Raw genomic sequence first — 20,271 nt, forward strand, 5'->3', positions numbered from 1 at the left:
CGCCCGTACTCCGGCAGCCCCGCCACTAGTCCGCCAGGATTTTGTAGAGTGCGCGCCGGGTTTCGTCCAGCTTCTCGATGGCGGCGGTCCGCTGCTCCTCTGTGACGCCGCTGCGGAACTGGTGGATAACGCCCATCAGTTTGCCGATGCTGTGGTGGAACTCGCGGTCCGACCCTTCCGGGACCGCGTTCCATGCACTGTCCATCTCCTCCGCGTGCCCGGCCACGTACTCCCGGCCGGCCGCGGTGAGCGAGAACTCGGTGCCGCGGCCTTCACTCATGGCCTCGATCAGCCCTTCGTCCACCAGTTGCTGGAGCGTGGGGTAGACGGAGCCCGGGCTTGGTCGCCAGGCCCCTTCGGTCTTCTCGGCGATGGTCTTGATCAGCCCGTAACCATTCGACGGTGACTCCGCCAGGAGCGAGAGAATGGCTGCGCGAACGTCGCCACGGCTGGCCCGCCGCCCCCCACGCCCGAATCCGGGGCCGAAACCCGGGCCAAAGCCAGGACCAAAACCAGGGCCGAACCCGGGTCCAACACCTGGGCCGAACCCGCCGCCGCCGCGGTGACCGTGCGGTCCCCGGCGTCCCCTGGCTCGTTCAAACCGGCCCTTTGCGAACTCTGGGCCGGGGAATTTTTCGTCAGAAATGCCTCTCATGATGGCATCCACCTTTCGATTTTCTTATTTACGCCGATCTCTTCGGCGATACTTAACGATATGTCGTTAAATATCGCCGGTCAAGCATTTTTTGTGACCGTATCCTGACCTTCGAAGTTCTGGATCAACCCATACCAGCGGCGTAGTCTGGACGCACCTCCAAGCTTGAGGGCTGATAGATGGCGAAGAAGAAGAAGCGCAGAAGCGGTTTCGGAGCCGCCCTGGGACGATTCGTGGGGTTCCTCGCAGCCAGTGCCATGTGCGGCGTGCTGGTGGCCAGCCTGGTGGTCCCGGCAGTTGCGGCAGCCGGAATCGGAGTCAGCAATTCGATCGGATTCTTCGAGGGCCTGCCAAAAGAGCTGACGGTCCAGCCGCCGTCGCAATCCACCAGGGTGCTCACCTCCGACGGCCAGCCGATCGCCATGTTCTACGCCGAGAACCGCGTGCGGATTCCACTGGACCAGATGTCGCCGTACATCAAGGACGCCATCATCTCCATTGAGGACAGCAGGTTCTACGAGCACGCGGGAATCGACCCCCAGGGCATCCTCCGGGCTGTGATCGCCAACGTGACGAAAGGGGACCAGCAGGGCGCATCCACCATCACGCAGCAGTACGTCACCAACGTGGTCAATGAAGCGCGGCTGTCCCAGGACCGGCCGGACGAAGTGGTCCTGAGCGGCCAGAAGGACATGGGCGACAAGTTGCGCGAGATGAGGCTGGCCATCGCCCTGGAAAAGAAGTACAGCAAGGACCAGATCCTTGAGGGGTACCTGAACATCGTCTTCTTCAACAGCGATGCCTATGGCGTCGAGGCGGCGGCCCGCTACTTCTTCGGCACCACCGCAAAAGACCTCACACTGCCGCAGGCCGCCCTCCTGGCCGGGCTGGTCAACAGCCCCACCTTCTACAACCCGGCCATCAACCCCGGGAACTCGCTGGCCCGCCGCAACCAGGTCCTTGACGAGATGCTTCGCCTCAAGAGAATCACGCAGGCGCAGCACGACGAAGCAAAAGCCACGCCGGTGGAACTCAAGATCACCCCGGAACGTCAGGGTTGCGCCAACGCCGCCATGGCCCCCTACTTCTGCGACTACATCTCCCACCTGATCCTCAACAACCCCGCCTTCGGGCCCAATGAAGTCGAACGCGAGCGCAAGCTGTACCGGGGCGGACTGACCATCGTCACCACCTTGGACAGCAGGCTGCAGGCGGCGGCTCAGGCCCAGGTGGACAGCACAGCGGGCGCAAATCCGGACAAGTGGGGTGCAGCCCTGGTCACGGTACAACCGGGAACGGGCAAGATCCTGGCCATGGCGCAGAACACAGTGTTCCTGCCCGAACCGGGCAAGTTCGACACGCAGCTGAACTTCAACGTGGATGCCCGCGATCCGCAGGGGAATGACCTGAACGGGGCAGGCGGCTTCCAAACCGGTTCCACCATGAAGCCGTTCACCTTCGCGGAGTGGCTCAACGAGGGCAAGTCCCTCACCACCGAAATTGATGCTTCACGGCGCGTTTATCCGCTCGGGTTCCCGTGGCGCTCCAGCTGCGGCAAGGTGCTGGGCGCCTACAGCACAGCGCAAAACAACCCCGAGCTGGGTGCGGCGGATGACCTGCAGAATTCGGAGGAGGGCTTCTACCGAAAGATGCCCATCAACTTCGGCCTCTACAACTCGATCAATACGGCCACCTTCGCGTCAGCGGCGCAGCTGGATTTCTGCGGCATCCAAAAGATGGTTGACGCAGTGGGCCTGCACAGCGGCCTGGACGGAACACCCATCACCATGCATCAGCTGGGCAACCTGCTCGGAGCCACCGGCGTGGCACCCCTCCACCTGGCCAACGCCTTCGCCACCTTCGCCAACGACGGCCGCTACTGCAACCCCATCGCCCTGCTGGACATCAAGGACGCCACGGGTGGAAAACTTCCCGCCCAAACAACGGAGTGCAGGGATGCCGTGAAGCCGGATGTGGCACGCGGCGTCAACAGCGTCCTTCAGGACGTGCTGGTGAGGGGTTCGGGATTCTGGATCCAGCCGAAGGTTCACGACAAGTGGCCGACTGCCGCCAAAACCGGCACCTCGAACAACAACGGCGCCACCTGGATTGTTGGGTACACCAGCGGAGTGGCCACGGCATCCTTCTTCGGGGACGCACTTGAGGGGCAGAAACGTGCAGGCCAGAACGTCACCATCAATGGAACGTTCTATCCCCGCCTCGACGGGTACATGATTGCCGGTCCGCAGTGGGCAAACTACATGCTGAAGGCAGTCCCGCTGTATCCCGCCGTGCCATTCCCTGGGCCTCCCCAGTCGATGATTGGTCCTGGTCCGACACCCACCCCGGCTCCCAAGCGGTAGAAAAAACGCGGGCACAATGAACGGCGTGGAGAACCTTGAAACAGAGCGGCTGATCCTCCGGCCCTGGGAGCCCGAGGATGCCGGCTTTGTGCTGGATCTGTACTCCCGCTGGGAAGTGCAGCGCTTCATCGGAAACCCGTCCCGGGTGATGTTGGACCGCGGTGAAGCCGAGGACCGCATCCGGGCGTGGCGGGCCATGGACCACGCGGTCCACGCCGTCTGGGCCGTGCAGCTGAAAAGCGCAGCCCATCCATCAAACCCCGCGCAGCATACAAACCCGGCGCAGCCAAGAAACCCCGGACACAGCCAGCCCGCACTCGCCGGGACGCTGCTTCTCAAGTCCATTCCGGCGTCGGGCGCTGAACTCCCCCTGCAGCCCTCGGATGACTCGGAGATCGGCTGGCACTTCCACCCGGACCACTGGGGAAAGGGGTATGCCACCGAGGCCGCGGCGGCGGTCCTTAACTACGCGTTCGCAGGCGGCCTGCCCAAAGTGGTGGCCGTAACCAACCCCGCCAACGCAGCGTCGCAAAGAGTGTGCACCAGGATCGGCCTGCTCCACCAGGGGCAAACCAGCAGGTACTACAACGCCCTCTGCGAGCTGTACGAACTGGCGAACCCGGCAGCCTAGCCCGGCCCTTTCCAGAGCCGCTGCCACCAGGAGCGCTCCGGCATGGGCTCCTCCACCACCTCAGGCGTCCGTGCGGCACGCCTGGCCCGCCACCTCTCCACGTGTTCGTCCACGTCACGGGTCTGCGTGACCACCGGCGGCCCGCCCTGGAGCTGGCGGCGCGCATCAATGATGCGGCGGTTGAAATCCGCCAGGAGGTCGCGGACCTGCTGTTCGGTGTACTGCGCATCCAACTCGGCGTCCAGCCCGGCATCCTCCGCCCGGAGCAGGATGGCAGGCGGTCCCAACCCGCTGATGTTCTCGCGCTGCAGCAGGCCCTTGACCCACCAGTCGGGATCGTAAGAGTCGCCCAGCCCGGGAATAGGCTTGCCGGCGTATTTGAGGTCGTCGAACTTTCCCTGCGCCATCGCGTCACGGACCAGGTACTCAGCCCGGGCTGAGTCGCTGACTTTGCGGCGCTTCCCCCGCTCCTTGGCGTCAAGCGCGTCCAGGGCGGCTTCTTCCTCCGGACTGATGCCCGCCCCGCGGTAGGAGCGGACCTCGGCCGCGCGCTCCAGCCGTTTCCGGTATTCCGACGCCCCGCCGCCCATCCGTGTCACCGCCTTGCCTTGGTTGATGCCGTCCTCCCAGTATTTCGAAGCATCCCGCCGGGTTCAACGCCCAGCAGGAACCACGCCAAGAAAACGCTTCCCGAGTGTGCAATACTTCCTCCCATGCCATCACCCTCCAGCGGTTCCCCGTCCGTCCTGCGCGCCGCCCACACGCCATGGGAAACTCCCCTGACGTTGCCCGCAATGAGCAACACCCTTGACCGGCACCACCGCTACCGCGTCACCAACCGCTACCTGGAGGCCGACGGGCAGCCTGTCCTTCCCGTGTCCGGCGAGCTGCACTACAGCAGGGTGCCGCGGGCACGGTGGGAGGAGCGGCTGCGGCTGATGAAGGCCGGTGGCATCACGGTGGTGGCCACCTACGCTTTCTGGATCCACCATGAGCAGACCGAGGGCAAGGTGAGGTTCGACGGCGGCCTGGACGTGGGTGCGTTCGTCCGCCTGTGCGCGGAGATTGGCCTGGACGTGGTGCTGCGCATCGGTCCCTGGTGCCACGGCGAGGTCCGAAACGGAGGCTTCCCGGACTGGGTGCAGGAGGCGCCGGTGCAACACCGCACCAACGATCCCGACTACCTTGAACTGGTGAAGGGCTGGTTCGGGCGCCTCGGGGAAGAACTCCACCAGCTGACCGGGCCGGACACCAACGTGATGGGCATCCAGCTGGAAAACGAGCTGTACGACCAGCCCGGCCACTTCGTGGAGCTCAAGAAACTGGCCAGGAACGCCGGTATGACCGCACCTATCTGGACCGCCACGGCCTGGGGTGGCGCGGACCTGCCGGCCGGGGAGGTCCTCCCCTTGTTCGGCGGTTACGGCGACGGGTTCTGGGTAGATGCGGACGCCCCCTGGGATCCCACGTTCAGGGAGCACTACTTCTTCAGCCATGTGTGGGACGATCCGGGCATCGGCGCGGACATCCGCGAGTTCGTGGGTAACGGCGCCGAGGATGCAGGCAGTACGGGCGGCGGGGCTGGCGCAGCGGCACCTGCACCCCGGACGCCGTCGGCGCTTTTCCCGCCAGCCACGTGCGAGCTGGCGGGTGGCATGGCCACGGCTTACCAGCGCCGCCCCTGGCCCCAGGGGCTGGACGTGGCCGCCGTGGCGCACAACAAGATCGGCAACGGCTCGGCCTGGCAGGGCTACTACATGTTCGCCGGCGGGATGAACCCTGCCGACGGGCTCCAGGAATCCCAGGAAACCGGCTACCCGAACGACCTGCCCCGGTTCGACTACGACTTCCATGCCCCCATCGGCGCGTCCGGCCGGCTGGCCGGCAGCTTCGCCGCCCTCCGGAAGCAGCACGCCTTCCTGGCAGCCTTCGGCGACCGGCTGGCGCAGATGCCGTCATCCCTCCCCGGGGCCCTGCCGCACGGCATCGAGGACACCGCCACCCTTCGCTGGGCGCTCCGGAGCGACGGCACCGCCGGCTTTGTGTTCATCACGTGGCACCAGCCGCACATTCCGCTGCCCACCTACGACGACGCCCGCTTCGAGATAGCGCTCGACGCCGGCCCGGTCACCTTTCCGGGGCAGCCGGTGGACATCCCGGCGGGCACCGTGGCGCATTGGCCCGTGAACCTCAAGGTGGCCGGCGTGACCATCGCCTGGGCCACGGCCTCCCCACTGACATTCTTGGAGCCCTCCGCCGAGGACCCGGATTCACTGCCCACCCTGGTCCTCGCGGCCGAGCCCGAAATACCCGTGGAACTCTGCTTCGCCGCCGGAACAGAGGTTCATGGTGCTGGAGGATCGGACGCTGCGGGCTCCTACCGGATCCACGGCAACGAACCCGCAGTGGCCACCGCCCGCTACGGAAATGCCCGGCTGGACATCCTGGTCCTTCCGGCAGAAGTTGTGGACACCGCCTGGGTCCTGGGCAGCCCCGCCCGGCGCGAACTGGTCCTTTCCGGTGATCCGGTGTGGCTGGATGGCAGCGGCAACCTGGCGGGCCGGTCCCGGGCCATCCCTGAAGTGCTGCGCTACCGCCCGGGGGCACGCTCGTTCGAACCCGCAGCCACACTCCCGGCGGTCCCGGAGGTGCTGGTCGCAGGCAGCGTGGACGTTGCCGCCGAGCTGGTCAAGGCGGCAGGCCCTGTCCCCGCAACCTACGGTTCCTCCGCCAACCGGGCCGCGGCGCCGGACCCTGCGGTGATCACCGAGCTGGCCCAGGCCTACCGGTTGCCTCTTCCCGGCCAAGCGCTGGCCGGAGCGCACACCGAGCTGGAAATCCACTGGGCCGGGGATGTGGCCCGGCTGCTGGTGGACGGCGCGGTAGTGGCCGACAGGTTCTGGGACGGCTCCCCCTGGGCCCTTAACGTGTCCGACGTCGGAATCGGGCCTGGTGCCGACGTCGTCCTTGAGATCCTGCCGCTTTCCCCGGCAGCCAGGGTTTGGCTGCCCGCCGAGGCGCAACGGCGCCGGGAAGCGTCGCAGGGAGACTTTGCCGCGCTGGATTCTGTCCGGCTGGTCGGCTGGACCGCCTGGCGGGAGGCGCCGGCGGCGTAACCCGCCCGGCAGCAGGCCAGTGCACACCGAAGCGGACGACGCCGGGAGGCCCCGGCGTCGTCCGCTTCTTTGTGTGCGGCGCAGTCAGCCCGCCGCGTCAGGCGTTGGCGTGCTCGGCGAGGATGCTGTCCATCTGGCCGACGGCCTCCTTGAGGCCTTCTTCCATGCCCATCTGCATCATCTGTTCCAGCTGCTCTTCGGACTCGAAGGCGGAGAGCATGGTCATCCTGGTGCGGCCCCCGAGCTCTTCCAGTGTCACTGTGGCGTGGCTGGTTCCGTGCTCACCGGTGGGCTTGCCGTCGCTGTCCGCGAAGCCGTCGTTGAATTCCAGCTGCCGCGGCGCCTGGATACTGGTGAACTCCCACCAGCCGTGGAACTTTTCGCCCTCGGGGCTGGTCATGTAGTAGCTGGCTTTGCCGCCGGGCACAAAGTCGTGCTGGTAGAACGTTGCCGGGTACGTGGGCGGACCCCACCAGCGCTCCAGTTGCCGCGGATCCTCGAAGAGCTGCCACACGCGTTCCGCGCCGGCCTCGAACTCGGCAACCAGGGTAAGGCTCAGGGCCTCGAAGTTCTTGTCCGTACTGATGACTGTCATGGCAATGCCTTCCTAACCTTCAGCGAGAATGCCGGCCATCCGGGCGGCGCGTTGCCGCCAGATGTGTTCGTATTCGTCGAGCAGCCGGCGGGCTTTCTGCAGGCCTTCATGATTACCCCGCACAATCTGCTCCCTTCCGCGCTTCTCCTTGGTCACCAGGGAGGCACGCTCCAACACCGCAACATGCTTTTGGACTGCGGCGAAGCTCATGGCGTAGAGCGCTGCGAGGCCGGAAACCGAGAACTCGCCAACGGTCACCCGGCGGACGATGTCGCGGCGGGTGGAATCGGCAAACGCCTGGAAGAGGCGGTCCAGTTCGGTCTCGCGGAGCTGATCTACAACCATTTGGTTGTACGATAGTCCGCCACGAACGGCGTGTCAATGGTTCTGTATCTTGAGGGGCATGAGCATTTTCCTGGTGGGTGCCGGGCCGGACGCAGAATCGTTCCCGGAAGTGTTTGACAGGTTTAGCGCCGAGGCACAGCTGATGGCAGGACCGGGACGGCGGCCCCGCATTGCCGTGGTGGTTCATGACAGCGGCGGCGCCCCGATGACCCGATTGCCGGACTATGCCGGTCCGCTGCAGGAGCGGATTGCCTGTGACGTGGTTCCCGTACTGCTCGGCAGCGGCGGCCCCGCGGATCCCGCGGCGTTCGCCGCTGTGGACGGCGTGGTGGTGGGCGGCGGACTGACGCCTGCTTACCTGCGCGGCGTCGAACATGCGTCCCCCAGGCTCGCGCAACTGGTGAAAGAGGGCGTTCCCTACCTCGGCTTTTCCGCGGGTGCGATGGTGGCGCCGGGCCGGGCGCTGATTGGTGGATACCTCGTCGACGGGGTCGAGGTCTGCGGCGAGGAGTGCTCCGAAGGCCTGGCTGACCTGGAATTCCGCACCGGGTTGGGGATTGCACCGTTCTCGGTTGATGTCCACGCCGCACAGGCCGGCACGTTGAGCCGGGCCGTCGGCGCCGTGGCGGCCGGACTGGTGGACCACGCTGTGGCAATCGACGAGGGCACGGCCATCATCCTTGCCGCAGCGGACGCCGGCGATTACACGGTGATTGGCGCGGGCACGTGCTGGGACATCCGGGGAGGCGCTGACCGCGGGCCGGGCCTTGGCGGAGGAGCCGCGGTGGTTACAGCACGGACGGCGGAACCGCCACGAAACTAACGACGACGGCGCAGGCCGCCTGCCGCCGTCGGCAATCCACGCAGGGGGGGTGCCTACTCGAAGTGGGTCTGGATGCGGTCTCCGGAGAGCTGCTGGATCAGCTCCGTTGCCACATCGCGGAGTTTGCGGTTGCGGTTACTGGACACCCTGGTGAGGATTTCCATGGCCTCGGCCTGGGAGCAGCGGTTCTGCGCCATGATGACACCGCAGGCGAGGTTGATGGCGGTCCTGCTTTCCAGCGCCGCCTCAAGATCGTCTGCACGGTTCTGGGCCCTGTTGAGCCGTACGGAGAGATTGAAGGTGTTATGCGCCGAGGCCGCGAAGCCCACGGCTTTCGCGTAGACCTCTTCCGTAAACGCACCTGGCTTGTCAGCAAAGAAATTGAGGGCCGCGCTTGCGCCGTCGGTGATCTCCAGCGGAACGCCCAGCGTGCTGTGCACGCCGGCACCCAGCAGAGCCTTGCTGTAGGCGGGCCAGCGCTGGTCCGCGGCGACATCTTCAACCAGTACCGGGGCCATCTCACGGATCGCCTCGATGCAGGGACCGTCGCCCAGGGCCTGCTCAACACGGTCCAGCTCCACGGCCCGTTCGCTGCTGCCGGCCGCGGTCGCGGGCCGCCGCTGGACTTTCAGGGTGACTGCACATTCGATCCGGTGGTTGGAGGCTTCGGACACAGCAGCTGCGGCAATTCCGGACAGCCCGGAGAGGAACTCCACCACGCTCTCAGCGCCGGTGAGGATCTCTTGGAGTTCGTGGACAACGTTATTGTCAGCCGATTTCGACATGCGCCTATCCTACTGCGGCAGCCAACAGGGGAACTTCCTGACCCGCCAAATCGATTGGCATATGCTGGGAGCTATGGCCCAGCAGCTTCCCCTTGACGAGCTCAGTATGCTCATTGCCCGCATCCGCGGCCTGTTGCTGACAGAGGAAAAAGTGGTGGCAGCTGTCCACTCCCTGGCCCAGGCCGCCAAAGACTCTGTGCCGGGAACCATCGGCGCCGGCGTTTCCCTGCTGGATTCGCGCGGCACCCGCACCAGCAGCGGCTACACGGACAGCATTGTCCAGCAGGCCGACGCCGTGCAGTACGAGCTCGGGGAAGGTCCCTGCCTCACCGCCTGGGCAACGGAGAAGCCGGTGCTGGTCCGCGACGTCCACGGCGAGCACCGCTGGCCGGAATGGCGGCGGGCCGTCCAGCAGCTTCCCGTCCGTTCGGTGGTCACTGCTCCCCTGATCGCCGGCAAGGAAGCCATCGGCTCACTGAAGCTCTACTCCGCCGGGGCGCACACCTACGACGGCTCCAGCGGACGACTCCTGGAGCTTTTCGCAGCACCGGCGGCCACCCTTATCGCGCACATCCAGGCCACCGAAGCTCCGCACAAGCTGACTGAGGGGCTGCGCCAGTCGCTGTACAGCCGGGACGTGGTGAACCGCGCCTGCGGAGTCCTGATGGAACGGCAGCGCGTTCCCCACGAGGCTGCCCTGCGGCAACTCATCAAGGAAGCCAGGGACCGGGGGGCCACCCTCCAGCAGGTGAGCGAGGCTGTCCTTTCCGGGCCGCCGGCGCCCAGGGCCTAGGACAGCCTCATGGGCTTCGATCCGAACGAACCGGAACAGCGGCTGCGCCTCCGCGCAGCGATGAGGGCGGCGGACATCCCACTGTCCGAACTGTGGCTGAAATACTTCAGCCTGTCCGGCGATGCCGGCGAATACGAGGTGGAAGCGTACCTGCAGGGACTCCTTTCGCTCCCGGCCATCCAGCGCGACCTGCTGGCGCTGGCTGCCAACGAACTGATCGATGACCTACCCAGGCCGAGGGCCCCGTACTCGGATGATTTCAGTGACGAACCCGGCCACACGGAGCCCGTCATCACGGAGCCTGCCCAGGATACCGGCGCAGCCACCGGGCAGGGCCCCCTGAAAGAAGGGCCGGACGACGACAGCGGCCTTGCCGGCGGCCCGGATGGACTGGCGGAGACGCCGGAAGGATAGTCCGGGCTGCCACACCGGGGTTTACCTGCGGCCCCACCCCACGGCTTTACGCCGCGCCACCCCTTCTACTGCTACCGCCCTCCGCCCGCCGCCACCGCGGCACGGGTGTGATGAGTTTCACCTGCAATATTCGGCCATCTGGTTGGGCGGCACCCAAAGCCCTGTGCACTATGGAGGGACGGGGCTGGAGAATATCCGGCCCTCTACCCACCTGGTGAAGCAATGAAGCGCACCGGTGCGCCCCCGGCCGCCGTCGCCTCAGAGCTCGGCCAGGCCGCTTCCCGGCTTTCCCGCCGGGGTCCACAGAAAGTACAGAACCGTGAATCCCCTGGCGCCGCATGGGCCCGGTGTGATTGCTCACATTGCGGCTCGATTGGTTGCCAACTCCGGCAGCGGCATGCACCATGGAAGAACGGGAATGCGCTTTCCCATCTGATTGCCTCACCGACGAGGACCCGGCCTGTTCAGCCAGGCCGCCCACCGCAAGAAATGGAAGTTGAATAATGACGTTCGATGCCACTCACTCCGTAACCCTGAAGATCTGGGACAAGGCAGCCCTCCACCACACCCTTGATGCTGCCATCACCGATCTCTCCTCCCGCCACAACACCACCACCTGCCAGGTGGCCGTGACCTGCAGTGGCCCGAACACCTTCACGCTGAGCCTGCGCAACAGCGGCGCCCTGGCCACCGCCTAGGCAACCAGCACCGCACGGAAGCGGACGACGACGGGCCCTCCCGTCGTCGTCCGCTTTCTTTTTGGCCCCTCCCGCCGCCAGTCGTTACGCAAAACAGGGCGTCCAGTAGAGTCGTGGCAACACCCACGACCCAAAGGTTTGGAAGATGCAGGCTGGCGGTAAATCCATGCGCATGCACTGGTCGGATCCCGAAGCCGGGGAGACTGGGCCGGCGCCGGCCCGGGCCAGGCTGGCCGCTGTTCCGGCGGTAATGCTGTCGGCCGCTGGATTCCTCCTTTTCGCCCGCGAAGACCGGATCTCCGGCTTTCTCCTCCTGGCAGCCGCCCTTGTCCTGGCGGGGTTCCTCAGCCGGAAGCTGCTGATCGACCTGGCCCTGATCGCCGTGGGACTGACCGCCATGAGCCTGGTGCCCATCACCACGGACATCAGCACTGAGCACATGGCCATCATGGGCACCGCCATGGTGCTGGCGGTGGGCATCCCCTACGCCGCCTCCCGCTTCATTACCGGGGACCACGCCATCCGGTTCCCCATCCGCACCGGGCAGCCGTGGACGCGGGCGGAAAAGTGGTACCTGCCGGCGGTCCTGGTGATCGGCTACGCCCTGATGCCCGTGTACATGATCCGGACCGGCGTCTACGGGAACTGGCCCGCGGTCAGTGACGCTGACGGCATAGCCAGGCTTTTCCTGGGCACCAACGTCCTGGGCATCTGGGATGAGCTGTTCTTCATCTGCACCACCTTCACGCTGCTCCGCCGGCACCTTCCGGACTGGCAGGCCAACCTGCTTCAGGCCGTGCTGTTCACCTCGTTCCTGTGGGAGCTCGGCTTCCACGCCTGGGCGCCGTTCTTCATTTTCCCGTTCGCCCTGCTGCAGGCCCGGCTGTTCACGGTGACCAAATCGCTGTCCTACATTGTCAGCGTCCACCTGCTGTTCGACTTCGTGCTGTTCCTGGTCCTGATCCATGCGCACAACCGCGAATGGATCAATATTTTCCTGTACTGACCGCTTCTCGGTGCATGTGATGCACGTCACTCGAAAAGGACCGTGACGATCTCCCGCCCGGCTGCGTCTTACCTGTAACGGCGCAAACCCGCGCCTGGAACAGAACGCCAACCGAGCAGGAGTGACGTAATGACCACGCAGACAAACGCCAGCACGCAGCAGACCGGCAACGCAGCGCAGAACAACGCAGCGCAGGCCCCCACCGCACCGGGTAACACCTCGCAGAAGAAGCCGGCAGCTACCCACTCCCTGGGCACTGCCGAAGGCCACGACGGCCGCGGCCGCACCACCGTCGCCGACGGCGTAGTGGCAAAGATCGCCGGCATCGCCATCCAGGAAATCGACGGCGTCCACGCCCTGGGCGGCGGTGCTGCCCGGGCCATCGGAAACCTGCGCGAGCGGGTGGGCCAGAAGGACCTCACCCAGGGCGTGAGCGTTGAGGTGGGCCAGACCCAGGTGGCCGTGGACGTGACCCTGGTGGTCGAGTACCCGCACCCCCTCCAGCAGGTGGCGGACAACGCCCGCGACGCCGTCTACTCCGCAGTGGAGGACCTGGTGGGCATGGAAGTCACCGAGGTCAACATCACCATCACGGACATCCACGTCCCGTCCGAGGACAACGACGGCGAGGCTGACGACGCCGGCCACGAGCCGAGGGTGGCATGACGCCGGTCATCGGCGGCGCGGCAGCCGGAGCAGTCCTGGCGGTAGTGGCACTGGCCTTCGGATTCTGGGGCTTCATCCTGACCCTGCTCTTCATGGGCATCGGTGCGGTCCTGGGACGCGCTGCCGAGGGCCGCCTGGACCTGGCCGAGGTGTTTGACGCCCTGCGCGGCCGCCGCACGTCGTCGTGAACCGCCAGGGCCACACCCGCATCGCCCCGGCCGCCCTTCGGAAAACCGTGGAAGCCGTGACGTGCCAGGCGTTCGGCGTTCCCCACACCGACGTTTCCGCGTCACTGCAGGACGATGCAGGGAAGCTGGGGGTGGACCTCCTGGTCCGCCTGCCGGCACCAACCCTGATGGCGCCGGCCCCGGAGGGCCGGCCTCCCCTTTTTGAACAGGCGGAGATTGCCCGGCTGAAGATTTCCTTCATGGGGCGCCAGGTCACGGGCATGGAGATCGGCAAGATCAATATCAGGCTCGGGGCTGCATGAGAAGCCTTCCCGCGGCGGCACACAGGCTGCCCGCGGCCAGGGCGGCAGCACCGAATATCAGCAGCACATCCAGCAAGCCACCAGGAGGTCACCGTGGGCACGGCCCGAACCCATAGCAGGATTGTCCGGCGGGAAACGCATTCATCGCGCGCCGGGTTGTCCGCCGCCACTGCGGTGCTCCTCCTGGCCGCCTTCCTGTGGCTGGGCACCGAAAGCATCCTCGCCCTGCTGGGACAGGAGGCCCTGGTGGCCAGCCCCGGCCGGCTTGCCGACGCCGCGGCCACAGCGCCGCAAACCACGCAACCGGCCGAACTGACCGCGGCAGGGGTTGCCGCCGCCGTCCTGGGCCTGACCTTGTTGGTGGCGGCTTTCAAGGGCGGCCGCAAGGGACGCCGGGCCATGCAGGCCGAACGGGCCGCGGTGGTGGTTGACGACCAGGTCATCGCGGCAGCCGTCTCAAGGCAGGTGCAGCTGACCGCCAAACTCGCCCCCGAACAGGTTGCCACCACCATCAGCCGGGCCCGCGCCCAGGTAGCCATCCGGCCGACGTCGGGCGCTCCCCTGGACCGCGAAGCCGTCAGCCGGGCTGCCGAAAAGGAGATCGCTTCCTGCCGCCTGGGACGGAAACTCAGCACCGATATCCGCATCGCCACCGAAGGAGCACTGGGACGATGAACCACACCAACCGCGCCCTGAACCGCTTCTTCCTGGCCGCCACTGGGCTGGTCCTGCTGGCCGCAGGCACCCTCACCGCGGGTGCCGGCATGGACGCCGGCGTCAGGGACTGCTGGAGTTCCGTCAGCACCAGCCTATTGGGGGGCTGGCGGAACCTCCGGGACACCGCACCCCTGCAGGAACCCCTGGGCAGCTGGTGGGCACTGGCCGTGCCCGCCGTACTGCTCCTCGGCGCCGCGGTCAGCATCATGTGGCTGACCCGGCAGGGCGGCGGGCGGACCAGCGAGGCAGCCCGGCAGCCGGACCCCGAACTCGGGGACACCGCCGTCGACATTTCCTACCTCGAATCCGCCGTAGAGGCCGCGCTGGAAGGCAACCGGGCCGTGGTCGGCAGCTCAGTGTCCGCCTGGCGCGGACGCGGCCGGCGGCGCACCACAACCCAAGGACTGCGCATCACGCTGCAGGCACGCCGCGGAGCGTCTCCGCGTGAGGTGGCCGACCTCGCCGAGGCACTGGTCACCGGCATGGAAGCCCTGCTGGGCCATCGCACCACCGTTCTGGTCCGAATAGCAGGTGGAACCAGGACCCGGCTGGCGGGTGCACACCGCACCAGCTAACAAAGGCTGCTGTGTTTCGGACACACAGGAGCACAACAGGAACACCGAGAGAAGGGCATCATCATGGGACTCGACGACAAGATCAACAACGCCGCCACCAACCACGCAGGCGCCGCCAAGGAAGGCCTAGGCAAGCTCACGGGCAGCGAACGGCTCGAGCGCGAAGGCCAGCACGACCAGGCCCAGGCGAAGGTCCAGGAAGCCGGCGAGAAGGTCAAGGACGCTGCCAAGGACATCGGGCACAACCTCAAGGAAGCTGCGGAGAAGGTCAAGGAAAGCTTCCGCAAGGAGTAGCCAGCCCCTGGACGTCGGGCGCGTTGCAGCCAACCATGGCGCAACGCGCCCTGACGCCAGTCCGTCCGACCGGCGCACTTCTTTCACGCCCAGCAGGCATGGGAGCGCCGATAATGAAAGCAGAGTCAGGTGACAGGAACACCCTTGGTGCGGGACCAGTTGGACCTGGTCCCCGATGCCATCCTGGCCGGTAGGGCAGCCGACGGCGATACAGCGGCTTTCGAGGCCCTCGCCCGGCGGTACGGGCCGCACATGCGGGCATGCGCCCGCCGGCTGACCGGATCGTACGCCGACGCCGACGACGTTGTCCAGGAAGCCCTGGTCCAGGCCTGGAAGCAGCTTGAATCGCTGCGCGAACCCGCTGCAGTTAAGGGTTGGCTGCTCCGGCTGACGGGCAGCAGGAGCATCGACTACCTGCGCCGGCGCAGGACCCACACGAGCCTGTCTGCGCTGGAAGAGGGCGGAGCAGGAATGCAACCTGCAGCCACCGGGCCCGGCCCCGAGTCGTCCGCCGTAGCGGCCTCGGGTACCGAAGCCCTGAAGGCCGCCTTGTCCCGGCTGCCCGAGGAACAGCGCCGCTGCTGGGTACTTAAGGAGTTCAACGGACAAAGCTACGAGCAGATTGCGCAGACCCTGAACATCAGCCCAGCCAGTGTCCGTGGCCGCCTTGCCCGGGCCCGGATTACACTGGTCCGCGAAATGGAAGGATGGCGATGAGCATCCCCCACGACACGTTCGAGTGCGGGCACACGCTCGAGGAGTTGAGCCAGTACCTGGATACCGGCGAATTCCCCGATCCCCGCCACATCGAGACCTGCCCTGATTGCCGCAACGGCCTCGACTCGCTGCGCCGGCTCTCCACCGCCGGCAGCGAGCTGTTCAGCAACGACCTCGCCGAGGCCGGCAGCGGCAACGATGACTGGATGAAGAACATCCTGGCCAACCTCAAGCTCGAGCTCCGGCCCGGGCGTTCCATCCCGCTGCGGTCCGAGCACCCGGCGGACACCCTTACCGAAACGGAAGGCTCGGTCCTCGCCCTGGTCCGTTCCGTCACCGACCTCGCGCCCGGGGCCGTGGCAGGCAGGGTCCGGCTTGAAGGAGATGTCACCGTCCCCGGTGAAGCCATCACCGTCAACCTGGACCTTGCCGTCGCCTTCGGCAATCCACTGCTGGGCAGCGCGGAAGCACTCCGGCAGGACCTCGGGGAAACCCTGGCCCGGCACACCGAGCTGAACATCGCCGCCATCGACATCACCATCACGGACGTGATCGACACTCCCCGGGAGGAACCATGACAGTGCCGACGCAGCCAACTCCCGCGAAGCGGGAAGAGGTGCGGGACGGACTTCCGCGCAACGGGCAGGAAGTGGAACGCAAAAACAGCAAGGCAGGGACACCGGGCGCCGCTGCACCGGGCTCCCTGCGTGCCGCCGTCCTGGGCGTGGAGGGCGTCACTGACGTCTTTCCGTCCCGGCCCCTGTGGCAGCGGCTGCCGGCCGGCGCCCTGTCCCTGCTGCAGCAGGCAGCGGGCCAGCCGGGTGCCGGCGACCAGGGCGCCGGCGATCCCGACGACGGCCCGCTGGTTGAAGCCCGGGCGGACGGCAGTGCCACGGACGTGACAGTCCGCATCGGCGTGGGAGCCGACGCCCGGACTCCGGACGTGGTGCGGGCAGTGGCCGCGGTGGTCCGCGCCCACTTTGCACCCGCGGAGGTTTCGGTCAAGGTCACCGTGGCGCGCATATCCCCCGAGTAGCGGCAGCTGTGCACGTGCGGCGGCAGCGCATCCTCACACGCGTTAGGTAAACTGCAGCATCACAGTTGTTTGCCACCAGAGGATCACCATGAATCGCAAGGCCACCGCATTGGACGTCGCCAAGCTGGCCGGTGTTTCGCGGAGCGCCGTCTCCCTGGTCCTCAACGGACGCGGCGACGGCAACGTGGCGCTGGAAAGCCAGCAGCGGATCCGCGAAGCTGCGGCCACCCTGAACTACACGCCCAACAAGATCGCCCTCAGCCTGCGGAACCGGCAGTCCCGGATCATCGGCATCGTCTCGGACCAGGTGGTCACCAGCCCGTTCGACGGCAATATCATCGCCGGAGCGGACGCCGTGGCCCGTGAACATGGCTTCGTCACCGTGGTGATGGACACCGAACTGGACGGCTCCCGGGACGAAGGGGCTGTGGAAACCCTGCTGGACCGGCAGGTGGACGGGCTGATGTACGTCACGGTGGGCCTGCGTCCCCTGCACGTGCCGCCGAACATGGAGCGGGTGCCGTCCATCCTGGCCAACTGTTTTGATGACCGCCCCGAAGCCGGGGTTGGAGCGGTGATCCCGGACGAGGTCCGTGGCGGGCGGGAAGCCGCCGAGCACGTCATGTCGCTGGGCCACCGGGACATCGCGTTCCTGGCCGGTGACTCGCTCACGCCCGCGGCACCGCGCCGGATCGAGGGCTACCGGAACGCGTTCCTCCGGGCAGGGCTGCCAGTGAACGAAGCCAGGGTCCTGCAAGTGGGCTGGGACATTGACGCCGGATTCCACGGTGCCATGAAGCTCCTGGACGGCGCCGAGGCTGGCCACCGCCCCACCGCCATCCTGTGCGCGAACGACCGCCTGGCCATCGGCGTGGTGCTGGCCTGCTACCGGCTGGGCCTGAGCGTCCCGCAGGACATCTCCGTCATGGGCTACGACGACGAATTCCGCGTGGCCAAGTCCATGGTGCCCGCACTGAGCACCATGGCCCTGCCGCTGCGGGAGATGGGCGCAACCGCCATGACCGCACTGCTGGGCGATGTGACGCATCACCGGACGCACGTGGCCGAAGGCAATGAAACAGGCAGTGCAACAGGCAGTGAAACAGACGGCGCGCCAGGCGGCAGCGGCACCGAAACGATGGTGCCCTGCCGCCTGGTGGTCCGAGAGTCCACCGGCCCGGTGCCTACTGAGCGCTAGGGCTGGCTGAGCTCCCACACGTCGGCCGTAGCGCCGGCCGGAAGCAGCAGCTGCCACTTCTCCCCCGCCGCCGGGTACGCGCGGAGGGTGGTGGCCACGGCCCCGGTGCGGTAGACCTCCACCAGCGAGGCGTCCACGTAGATCCGCAGTTCCTCCCCGTCGGCAAGGGGTCCGCTGAAGACGGCCTGTTGCCCGTCCTCGCCCACCAGCAGGAGTTCGACGACGGCGTCCCCCGCGCTGGCATCCGGCGCGCCACCGGCGCGGGTCACCACGGCTTCCGCGAACGGCGGCAGTTCCACGCGGCCCTCGGCCGGGCGGGCCACCGGGCCACCGCGGTAAGCCTCAATTTCCGGGGCAGGCGTGACCGCAAGCGTCCCGTCCACCACGGACAGCTCCCGCGGGAAGGTGAGCACCCCGGCCCAGCCTGCGGCGTCGATCTCCTCCTGGCTGCGGCCACGGCGCCCGTCGCGGCCGGGCCCCTCGTTGGCCCAGCCCCACAGCAGGGCGCGGTCCCCTAGGGCAACAACCTGCGGGGCGTAGAAGTCGCGCCCCTGGTCCGAGGATCCGCCGCTGCGGGGCGTGAACACCGGCAGTCCCGTGGCAGCGTCCTCGATGAGCGAGCCGATCAGGTGGCCCACCCCGTTTGCGTGCTCGTGGGCGTCGCCGGAGAGCCACAGGGAGAACATCGCCACCCAGGTATCCGCGCCGGAGCTGTCCGGGACCTGGACCAGCTGAGGGCACTCCCAGATTTCAGCGGGCGTGAACTGCGATGCCACCGGGTTTTCCGTGGTGAGCCAGACGCCCTGGTACTTCCAGTCGGACAGGTCCTCCACCGTGTAGAGGAGCAGTGCGGCGTGTCCGTTGGCCAGGCCGGCGCCCTGCATGGCGTACCGCTTGCCGTTGAAACGGAAGATGAAGGGGTCGCGCACTGCCGTGACGTCTCCGCCGTCGGGCATCCGTGCGGCAACGTGCCCTGTCTGGTCCCAGTCCACAAGGTCCTGCGAACCGCGGGCGATGACCACCTCGGAGTGCCCGCCGTCGCCGCGGACGCCCGAGTACGCTGCGGTGGGGACCCCGGCGTCGTCGGTCACCACGCCCGTCCAGCAGCCGTACTCGTCCGGGCCGCCGGGCTGGGGGCGCAGCGCCACAGGGTGTTCTTCCCAGCGCACCAGGTCCGCGGAGCTGACGTGCCCCCAGGCGATCCGGTGGTGCCGGGCCGAGTCCGGGTTGTACTGGAAGAACACGTGGTAGCGGCCGTTGATGTAGCTGATGCCGTTGGGATCATTGATCCAGCCTTGGGCGGGGCGCGGGTGGAACCGCGGGAAGGCAGCATCGGGGTGGGCTGCGGCGACGTCGTCGAAGGAGATGGCGGCGAGGTCCGGGGTGGGCATGGTGGAGCCTTTCAGGGTGGAGGTTGCGTGCCGGTTTGTCATGTGCCGGTGCTTATTTGCCGGTGCCGGCGGTGAGGCCGGCCTGGAGTGCGCGCTGGCCGAACATGAAGACCACCAGCGCCGGGATCATGGACAGGACCACTCCTGCCAGGACCACCGAAATGCTGCCGGTGCCCAGGTTGCCCTGAAGCGAGACGAGGCCCAGCGGAAGCGTGAAGTTCTGTTCGGAGATGGTGAGGATGAGGGGCCGGAAGAACTCGTTCCAGTGGAAGTTGAACGCCAGGATCCCCACGATCGCCATGCCGGGCATGGCCAGCGGCGCGTAGACCGACCGGAAGGTCCGCCAGGGTGAGGCACCGTCGATCGAGGCGGCCTCGGCGAGTTCCGTGGGCAGTCCCAGGAAGTACTGCCGCATCAGGAACGTGCCGAACGCCGTCGGGATGGCCGGCAGGATCAGCGCCAGGAGGGTATCGGACAGGCCCATGCCGCGGATCAGCATGAACACGGGCACGATGGTCACCTGCGCGGGCACCATCATGGTGGCCAGGACGATGGAGAACAGTGCCCCGCGTCCGCGGAACTTCAGGTGGGCGAAGGCGTAGCCGGCGAGCGCCGCGGACACCATCTGGCCCACGGCGATCAGGCCGGTGACCAGGGCGCTGTTGAGGACCAGGAGGAAGATGTTCAGCTGCTGGAACACCTGGCCGTAGGACGTGAAGTCGGGGTTCCAGGGGATGAACGACGGCGGCAGCTTGAAGGATTCCGACGGTGAACGCAGCGAGGTGGACAGCGTCCACAGCACCGGTCCCAGGGTCAGGGCCGCGGCGATCAGCAGCAGGATCACGCGCAGGGCGGTGTTCCAGCTGAGCCTGCGCCGGTTGGTGCGGACGGCGGGCAGGCCCGCGGAGAGCCGGGGCGTGGGACCGGAGGCCAGGCCGTGCTCAGTGGTGGTGGTCATGGCTG

Annotated in this window: 25 protein-coding genes; 18 read left to right on the forward strand and 7 right to left on the reverse strand. The window is 67.0% G+C overall.

Features of this window, described 5'->3' with window-relative positions:
- Positions 1-25: 25 nt before the first annotated feature.
- Positions 26-655, reverse strand: coding sequence for a PadR family transcriptional regulator (locus tag ACP3TD_RS17385; RefSeq protein WP_426764223.1), 630 nt, complete (start codon positions 653-655; stop codon positions 26-28).
- 179 nt (positions 656-834) lie between these two features.
- Between ACP3TD_RS17385 and ACP3TD_RS17390 the strand changes: the two genes are divergently transcribed.
- Together ACP3TD_RS17390 and ACP3TD_RS17395 are read left to right on the forward strand one after the other, a co-directional pair.
- Positions 835-3,018, forward strand: a complete 2,184-nt coding sequence (locus ACP3TD_RS17390) for a transglycosylase domain-containing protein (RefSeq protein WP_426764224.1) — start codon at positions 835-837, stop codon at positions 3,016-3,018.
- A 16-nt stretch (positions 3,019-3,034) separates the two neighbouring features.
- Positions 3,035-3,649: a GNAT family N-acetyltransferase gene (locus ACP3TD_RS17395; RefSeq protein ID WP_426764225.1), complete on the forward strand. Its 615-nt coding sequence runs from the start codon at positions 3,035-3,037 to the stop codon at positions 3,647-3,649.
- Here the strand turns inward: ACP3TD_RS17395 and ACP3TD_RS17400 are convergent.
- On the reverse strand, positions 3,646-4,239 hold the full coding sequence (locus ACP3TD_RS17400; RefSeq protein ID WP_426767285.1) for a DUF1992 domain-containing protein: 594 nt from the start codon (positions 4,237-4,239) through the stop codon (positions 3,646-3,648). The genes ACP3TD_RS17395 and ACP3TD_RS17400 overlap by 4 nt on opposite strands.
- A 123-nt stretch (positions 4,240-4,362) precedes the next feature.
- Between ACP3TD_RS17400 and ACP3TD_RS17405 the strand changes: the two genes are divergently transcribed.
- Entirely contained in the window at positions 4,363-6,765 is a 2,403-nt protein-coding gene (locus ACP3TD_RS17405; protein ID WP_426764226.1) for a beta-galactosidase, read from the forward strand.
- Between the two features lie 97 nt (positions 6,766-6,862).
- On the opposite strand, the gene ACP3TD_RS17410 is transcribed toward ACP3TD_RS17405, so the two are convergent.
- Both ACP3TD_RS17410 and ACP3TD_RS17415 read right to left on the reverse strand, forming a co-directional pair.
- A complete protein-coding gene (locus ACP3TD_RS17410; RefSeq protein WP_426764227.1) occupies positions 6,863-7,360 on the reverse strand; it encodes an SRPBCC family protein in 498 nt (165 codons plus the stop codon).
- A gap of 12 nt (positions 7,361-7,372) precedes the next feature.
- Complete coding sequence (locus ACP3TD_RS17415; protein ID WP_426764228.1) at positions 7,373-7,705, reverse strand: ArsR/SmtB family transcription factor; 333 nt, start codon at positions 7,703-7,705, stop codon at positions 7,373-7,375.
- Between the two features lie 58 nt (positions 7,706-7,763).
- On the opposite strand from ACP3TD_RS17415, the gene ACP3TD_RS17420 reads away from it, so the two are divergent.
- Positions 7,764-8,528, forward strand: a complete 765-nt coding sequence (locus tag ACP3TD_RS17420) for a Type 1 glutamine amidotransferase-like domain-containing protein (protein ID WP_426764229.1) — start codon at positions 7,764-7,766, stop codon at positions 8,526-8,528.
- A 53-nt stretch (positions 8,529-8,581) separates the two neighbouring features.
- Here ACP3TD_RS17420 and ACP3TD_RS17425 read toward each other — a convergent pair whose 3' ends face one another.
- Positions 8,582-9,313: an ANTAR domain-containing protein gene (locus ACP3TD_RS17425; protein ID WP_426764230.1), complete on the reverse strand. Its 732-nt coding sequence runs from the start codon at positions 9,311-9,313 to the stop codon at positions 8,582-8,584.
- Positions 9,314-9,386: 73 nt separating this feature from the next.
- On the opposite strand from ACP3TD_RS17425, the gene ACP3TD_RS17430 reads away from it, so the two are divergent.
- The 14 genes from ACP3TD_RS17430 to ACP3TD_RS17495 all read left to right on the forward strand — a co-directional run bounded on the left by ACP3TD_RS17430 (position 9,387) and on the right by ACP3TD_RS17495 (position 17,917).
- Positions 9,387-10,106 (forward strand): GAF and ANTAR domain-containing protein, encoded by a 720-nt coding sequence (locus ACP3TD_RS17430; RefSeq protein ID WP_426764231.1) that lies wholly within the window; start codon positions 9,387-9,389, stop codon positions 10,104-10,106.
- Positions 10,107-10,115: 9 nt separating this feature from the next.
- Positions 10,116-10,520: a hypothetical protein gene (locus ACP3TD_RS17435; RefSeq protein ID WP_426764232.1), complete on the forward strand. Its 405-nt coding sequence runs from the start codon at positions 10,116-10,118 to the stop codon at positions 10,518-10,520.
- A 503-nt stretch (positions 10,521-11,023) separates the two neighbouring features.
- On the forward strand, positions 11,024-11,218 hold the full coding sequence (locus tag ACP3TD_RS17440) for a hypothetical protein (RefSeq protein WP_091723135.1): 195 nt from the start codon (positions 11,024-11,026) through the stop codon (positions 11,216-11,218).
- A 145-nt stretch (positions 11,219-11,363) separates the two neighbouring features.
- A complete protein-coding gene (locus tag ACP3TD_RS17445; RefSeq protein WP_426764233.1) occupies positions 11,364-12,224 on the forward strand; it encodes a CPBP family glutamic-type intramembrane protease in 861 nt (286 codons plus the stop codon).
- A gap of 129 nt (positions 12,225-12,353) precedes the next feature.
- On the forward strand, positions 12,354-12,890 hold the full coding sequence (locus ACP3TD_RS17450) for an Asp23/Gls24 family envelope stress response protein (RefSeq protein WP_426764234.1): 537 nt from the start codon (positions 12,354-12,356) through the stop codon (positions 12,888-12,890).
- On the forward strand, positions 12,887-13,078 hold the full coding sequence (locus ACP3TD_RS17455; protein WP_426764235.1) for a DUF2273 domain-containing protein: 192 nt from the start codon (positions 12,887-12,889) through the stop codon (positions 13,076-13,078). The genes ACP3TD_RS17450 and ACP3TD_RS17455 overlap by 4 nt, the downstream gene beginning before the upstream one ends.
- Complete coding sequence (locus ACP3TD_RS17460; protein ID WP_426764236.1) at positions 13,075-13,380, forward strand: hypothetical protein; 306 nt, start codon at positions 13,075-13,077, stop codon at positions 13,378-13,380. The genes ACP3TD_RS17455 and ACP3TD_RS17460 overlap by 4 nt, the downstream gene beginning before the upstream one ends.
- 93 nt (positions 13,381-13,473) lie before the next feature.
- Positions 13,474-14,055, forward strand: coding sequence for a hypothetical protein (locus ACP3TD_RS17465; protein ID WP_426764237.1), 582 nt, complete (start codon positions 13,474-13,476; stop codon positions 14,053-14,055).
- On the forward strand, positions 14,052-14,672 hold the full coding sequence (locus ACP3TD_RS17470; protein ID WP_426764238.1) for a hypothetical protein: 621 nt from the start codon (positions 14,052-14,054) through the stop codon (positions 14,670-14,672). Before ACP3TD_RS17465 ends, ACP3TD_RS17470 begins: the two co-directional genes overlap by 4 nt.
- A gap of 63 nt (positions 14,673-14,735) precedes the next feature.
- Positions 14,736-14,966: a CsbD family protein gene (locus tag ACP3TD_RS17475; RefSeq protein ID WP_426764239.1), complete on the forward strand. Its 231-nt coding sequence runs from the start codon at positions 14,736-14,738 to the stop codon at positions 14,964-14,966.
- A 129-nt stretch (positions 14,967-15,095) separates the two neighbouring features.
- A complete protein-coding gene (locus ACP3TD_RS17480; RefSeq protein ID WP_426764240.1) occupies positions 15,096-15,683 on the forward strand; it encodes an RNA polymerase sigma factor in 588 nt (195 codons plus the stop codon).
- A complete protein-coding gene (locus ACP3TD_RS17485; protein WP_426764241.1) occupies positions 15,680-16,261 on the forward strand; it encodes an Asp23/Gls24 family envelope stress response protein in 582 nt (193 codons plus the stop codon). Before ACP3TD_RS17480 ends, ACP3TD_RS17485 begins: the two co-directional genes overlap by 4 nt.
- Positions 16,258-16,719, forward strand: a complete 462-nt coding sequence (locus ACP3TD_RS17490) for a hypothetical protein (protein ID WP_426764242.1) — start codon at positions 16,258-16,260, stop codon at positions 16,717-16,719. The genes ACP3TD_RS17485 and ACP3TD_RS17490 overlap by 4 nt, the downstream gene beginning before the upstream one ends.
- Before the next feature lie 88 nt (positions 16,720-16,807).
- Positions 16,808-17,917 carry a LacI family DNA-binding transcriptional regulator gene (locus ACP3TD_RS17495; RefSeq protein ID WP_426764243.1) on the forward strand — a complete coding sequence of 370 codons (1,110 nt, stop codon included), beginning with the start codon at positions 16,808-16,810 and terminating at the stop codon, positions 17,915-17,917.
- On the opposite strand, the gene ACP3TD_RS17500 is transcribed toward ACP3TD_RS17495, so the two are convergent.
- Both ACP3TD_RS17500 and ACP3TD_RS17505 read right to left on the reverse strand, forming a co-directional pair.
- Positions 17,914-19,350: a glycoside hydrolase family 32 protein gene (locus tag ACP3TD_RS17500; protein WP_426764244.1), complete on the reverse strand. Its 1,437-nt coding sequence runs from the start codon at positions 19,348-19,350 to the stop codon at positions 17,914-17,916. The genes ACP3TD_RS17495 and ACP3TD_RS17500 overlap by 4 nt on opposite strands.
- Before the next feature lie 10 nt (positions 19,351-19,360).
- Complete coding sequence (locus ACP3TD_RS17505) at positions 19,361-20,266, reverse strand: carbohydrate ABC transporter permease (protein WP_426764245.1); 906 nt, start codon at positions 20,264-20,266, stop codon at positions 19,361-19,363.
- Between the last annotated feature and the right edge of the window lie 5 nt (positions 20,267-20,271).

This window comes from Pseudarthrobacter sp. 1G09 (assembly GCF_050038305.1).
Taxonomy (GTDB): domain Bacteria; phylum Actinomycetota; class Actinomycetes; order Actinomycetales; family Micrococcaceae; genus Arthrobacter; species Arthrobacter equi.

Excerpts from the sequence above, each read along its gene's own strand:
- ACP3TD_RS17385 (WP_426764223.1), bottom strand. The coding sequence starts at position 655 with ATGAGAGGCATTTCTGACGAAAAATTCCCCGGCCCAGAGTTCGCAAAG.
- ACP3TD_RS17390 (WP_426764224.1), top strand. The coding sequence starts at position 835 with ATGGCGAAGAAGAAGAAGCGCAGAAGCGGTTTCGGAGCCGCCCTGGGA.
- ACP3TD_RS17395 (WP_426764225.1), top strand. The coding sequence starts at position 3,035 with ATGAACGGCGTGGAGAACCTTGAAACAGAGCGGCTGATCCTCCGGCCC.
- ACP3TD_RS17400 (WP_426767285.1), bottom strand. The coding sequence starts at position 4,239 with ATGGGCGGCGGGGCGTCGGAATACCGGAAACGGCTGGAGCGCGCGGCC.
- ACP3TD_RS17405 (WP_426764226.1), top strand. The coding sequence starts at position 4,363 with ATGCCATCACCCTCCAGCGGTTCCCCGTCCGTCCTGCGCGCCGCCCAC.
- ACP3TD_RS17410 (WP_426764227.1), bottom strand. The coding sequence starts at position 7,360 with ATGACAGTCATCAGTACGGACAAGAACTTCGAGGCCCTGAGCCTTACC.
- ACP3TD_RS17415 (WP_426764228.1), bottom strand. The coding sequence starts at position 7,705 with ATGGTTGTAGATCAGCTCCGCGAGACCGAACTGGACCGCCTCTTCCAG.
- ACP3TD_RS17420 (WP_426764229.1), top strand. The coding sequence starts at position 7,764 with ATGAGCATTTTCCTGGTGGGTGCCGGGCCGGACGCAGAATCGTTCCCG.
- ACP3TD_RS17425 (WP_426764230.1), bottom strand. The coding sequence starts at position 9,313 with ATGTCGAAATCGGCTGACAATAACGTTGTCCACGAACTCCAAGAGATC.
- ACP3TD_RS17430 (WP_426764231.1), top strand. The coding sequence starts at position 9,387 with ATGGCCCAGCAGCTTCCCCTTGACGAGCTCAGTATGCTCATTGCCCGC.
- ACP3TD_RS17435 (WP_426764232.1), top strand. The coding sequence starts at position 10,116 with ATGGGCTTCGATCCGAACGAACCGGAACAGCGGCTGCGCCTCCGCGCA.
- ACP3TD_RS17440 (WP_091723135.1), top strand. The coding sequence starts at position 11,024 with ATGACGTTCGATGCCACTCACTCCGTAACCCTGAAGATCTGGGACAAG.
- ACP3TD_RS17445 (WP_426764233.1), top strand. The coding sequence starts at position 11,364 with ATGCAGGCTGGCGGTAAATCCATGCGCATGCACTGGTCGGATCCCGAA.
- ACP3TD_RS17450 (WP_426764234.1), top strand. The coding sequence starts at position 12,354 with ATGACCACGCAGACAAACGCCAGCACGCAGCAGACCGGCAACGCAGCG.
- ACP3TD_RS17455 (WP_426764235.1), top strand. The coding sequence starts at position 12,887 with ATGACGCCGGTCATCGGCGGCGCGGCAGCCGGAGCAGTCCTGGCGGTA.
- ACP3TD_RS17470 (WP_426764238.1), top strand. The coding sequence starts at position 14,052 with ATGAACCACACCAACCGCGCCCTGAACCGCTTCTTCCTGGCCGCCACT.
- ACP3TD_RS17475 (WP_426764239.1), top strand. The coding sequence starts at position 14,736 with ATGGGACTCGACGACAAGATCAACAACGCCGCCACCAACCACGCAGGC.
- ACP3TD_RS17485 (WP_426764241.1), top strand. The coding sequence starts at position 15,680 with ATGAGCATCCCCCACGACACGTTCGAGTGCGGGCACACGCTCGAGGAG.
- ACP3TD_RS17490 (WP_426764242.1), top strand. The coding sequence starts at position 16,258 with ATGACAGTGCCGACGCAGCCAACTCCCGCGAAGCGGGAAGAGGTGCGG.
- ACP3TD_RS17495 (WP_426764243.1), top strand. The coding sequence starts at position 16,808 with ATGAATCGCAAGGCCACCGCATTGGACGTCGCCAAGCTGGCCGGTGTT.
- ACP3TD_RS17500 (WP_426764244.1), bottom strand. The coding sequence starts at position 19,350 with ATGACAAACCGGCACGCAACCTCCACCCTGAAAGGCTCCACCATGCCC.
- ACP3TD_RS17505 (WP_426764245.1), bottom strand. The coding sequence starts at position 20,266 with ATGACCACCACCACTGAGCACGGCCTGGCCTCCGGTCCCACGCCCCGG.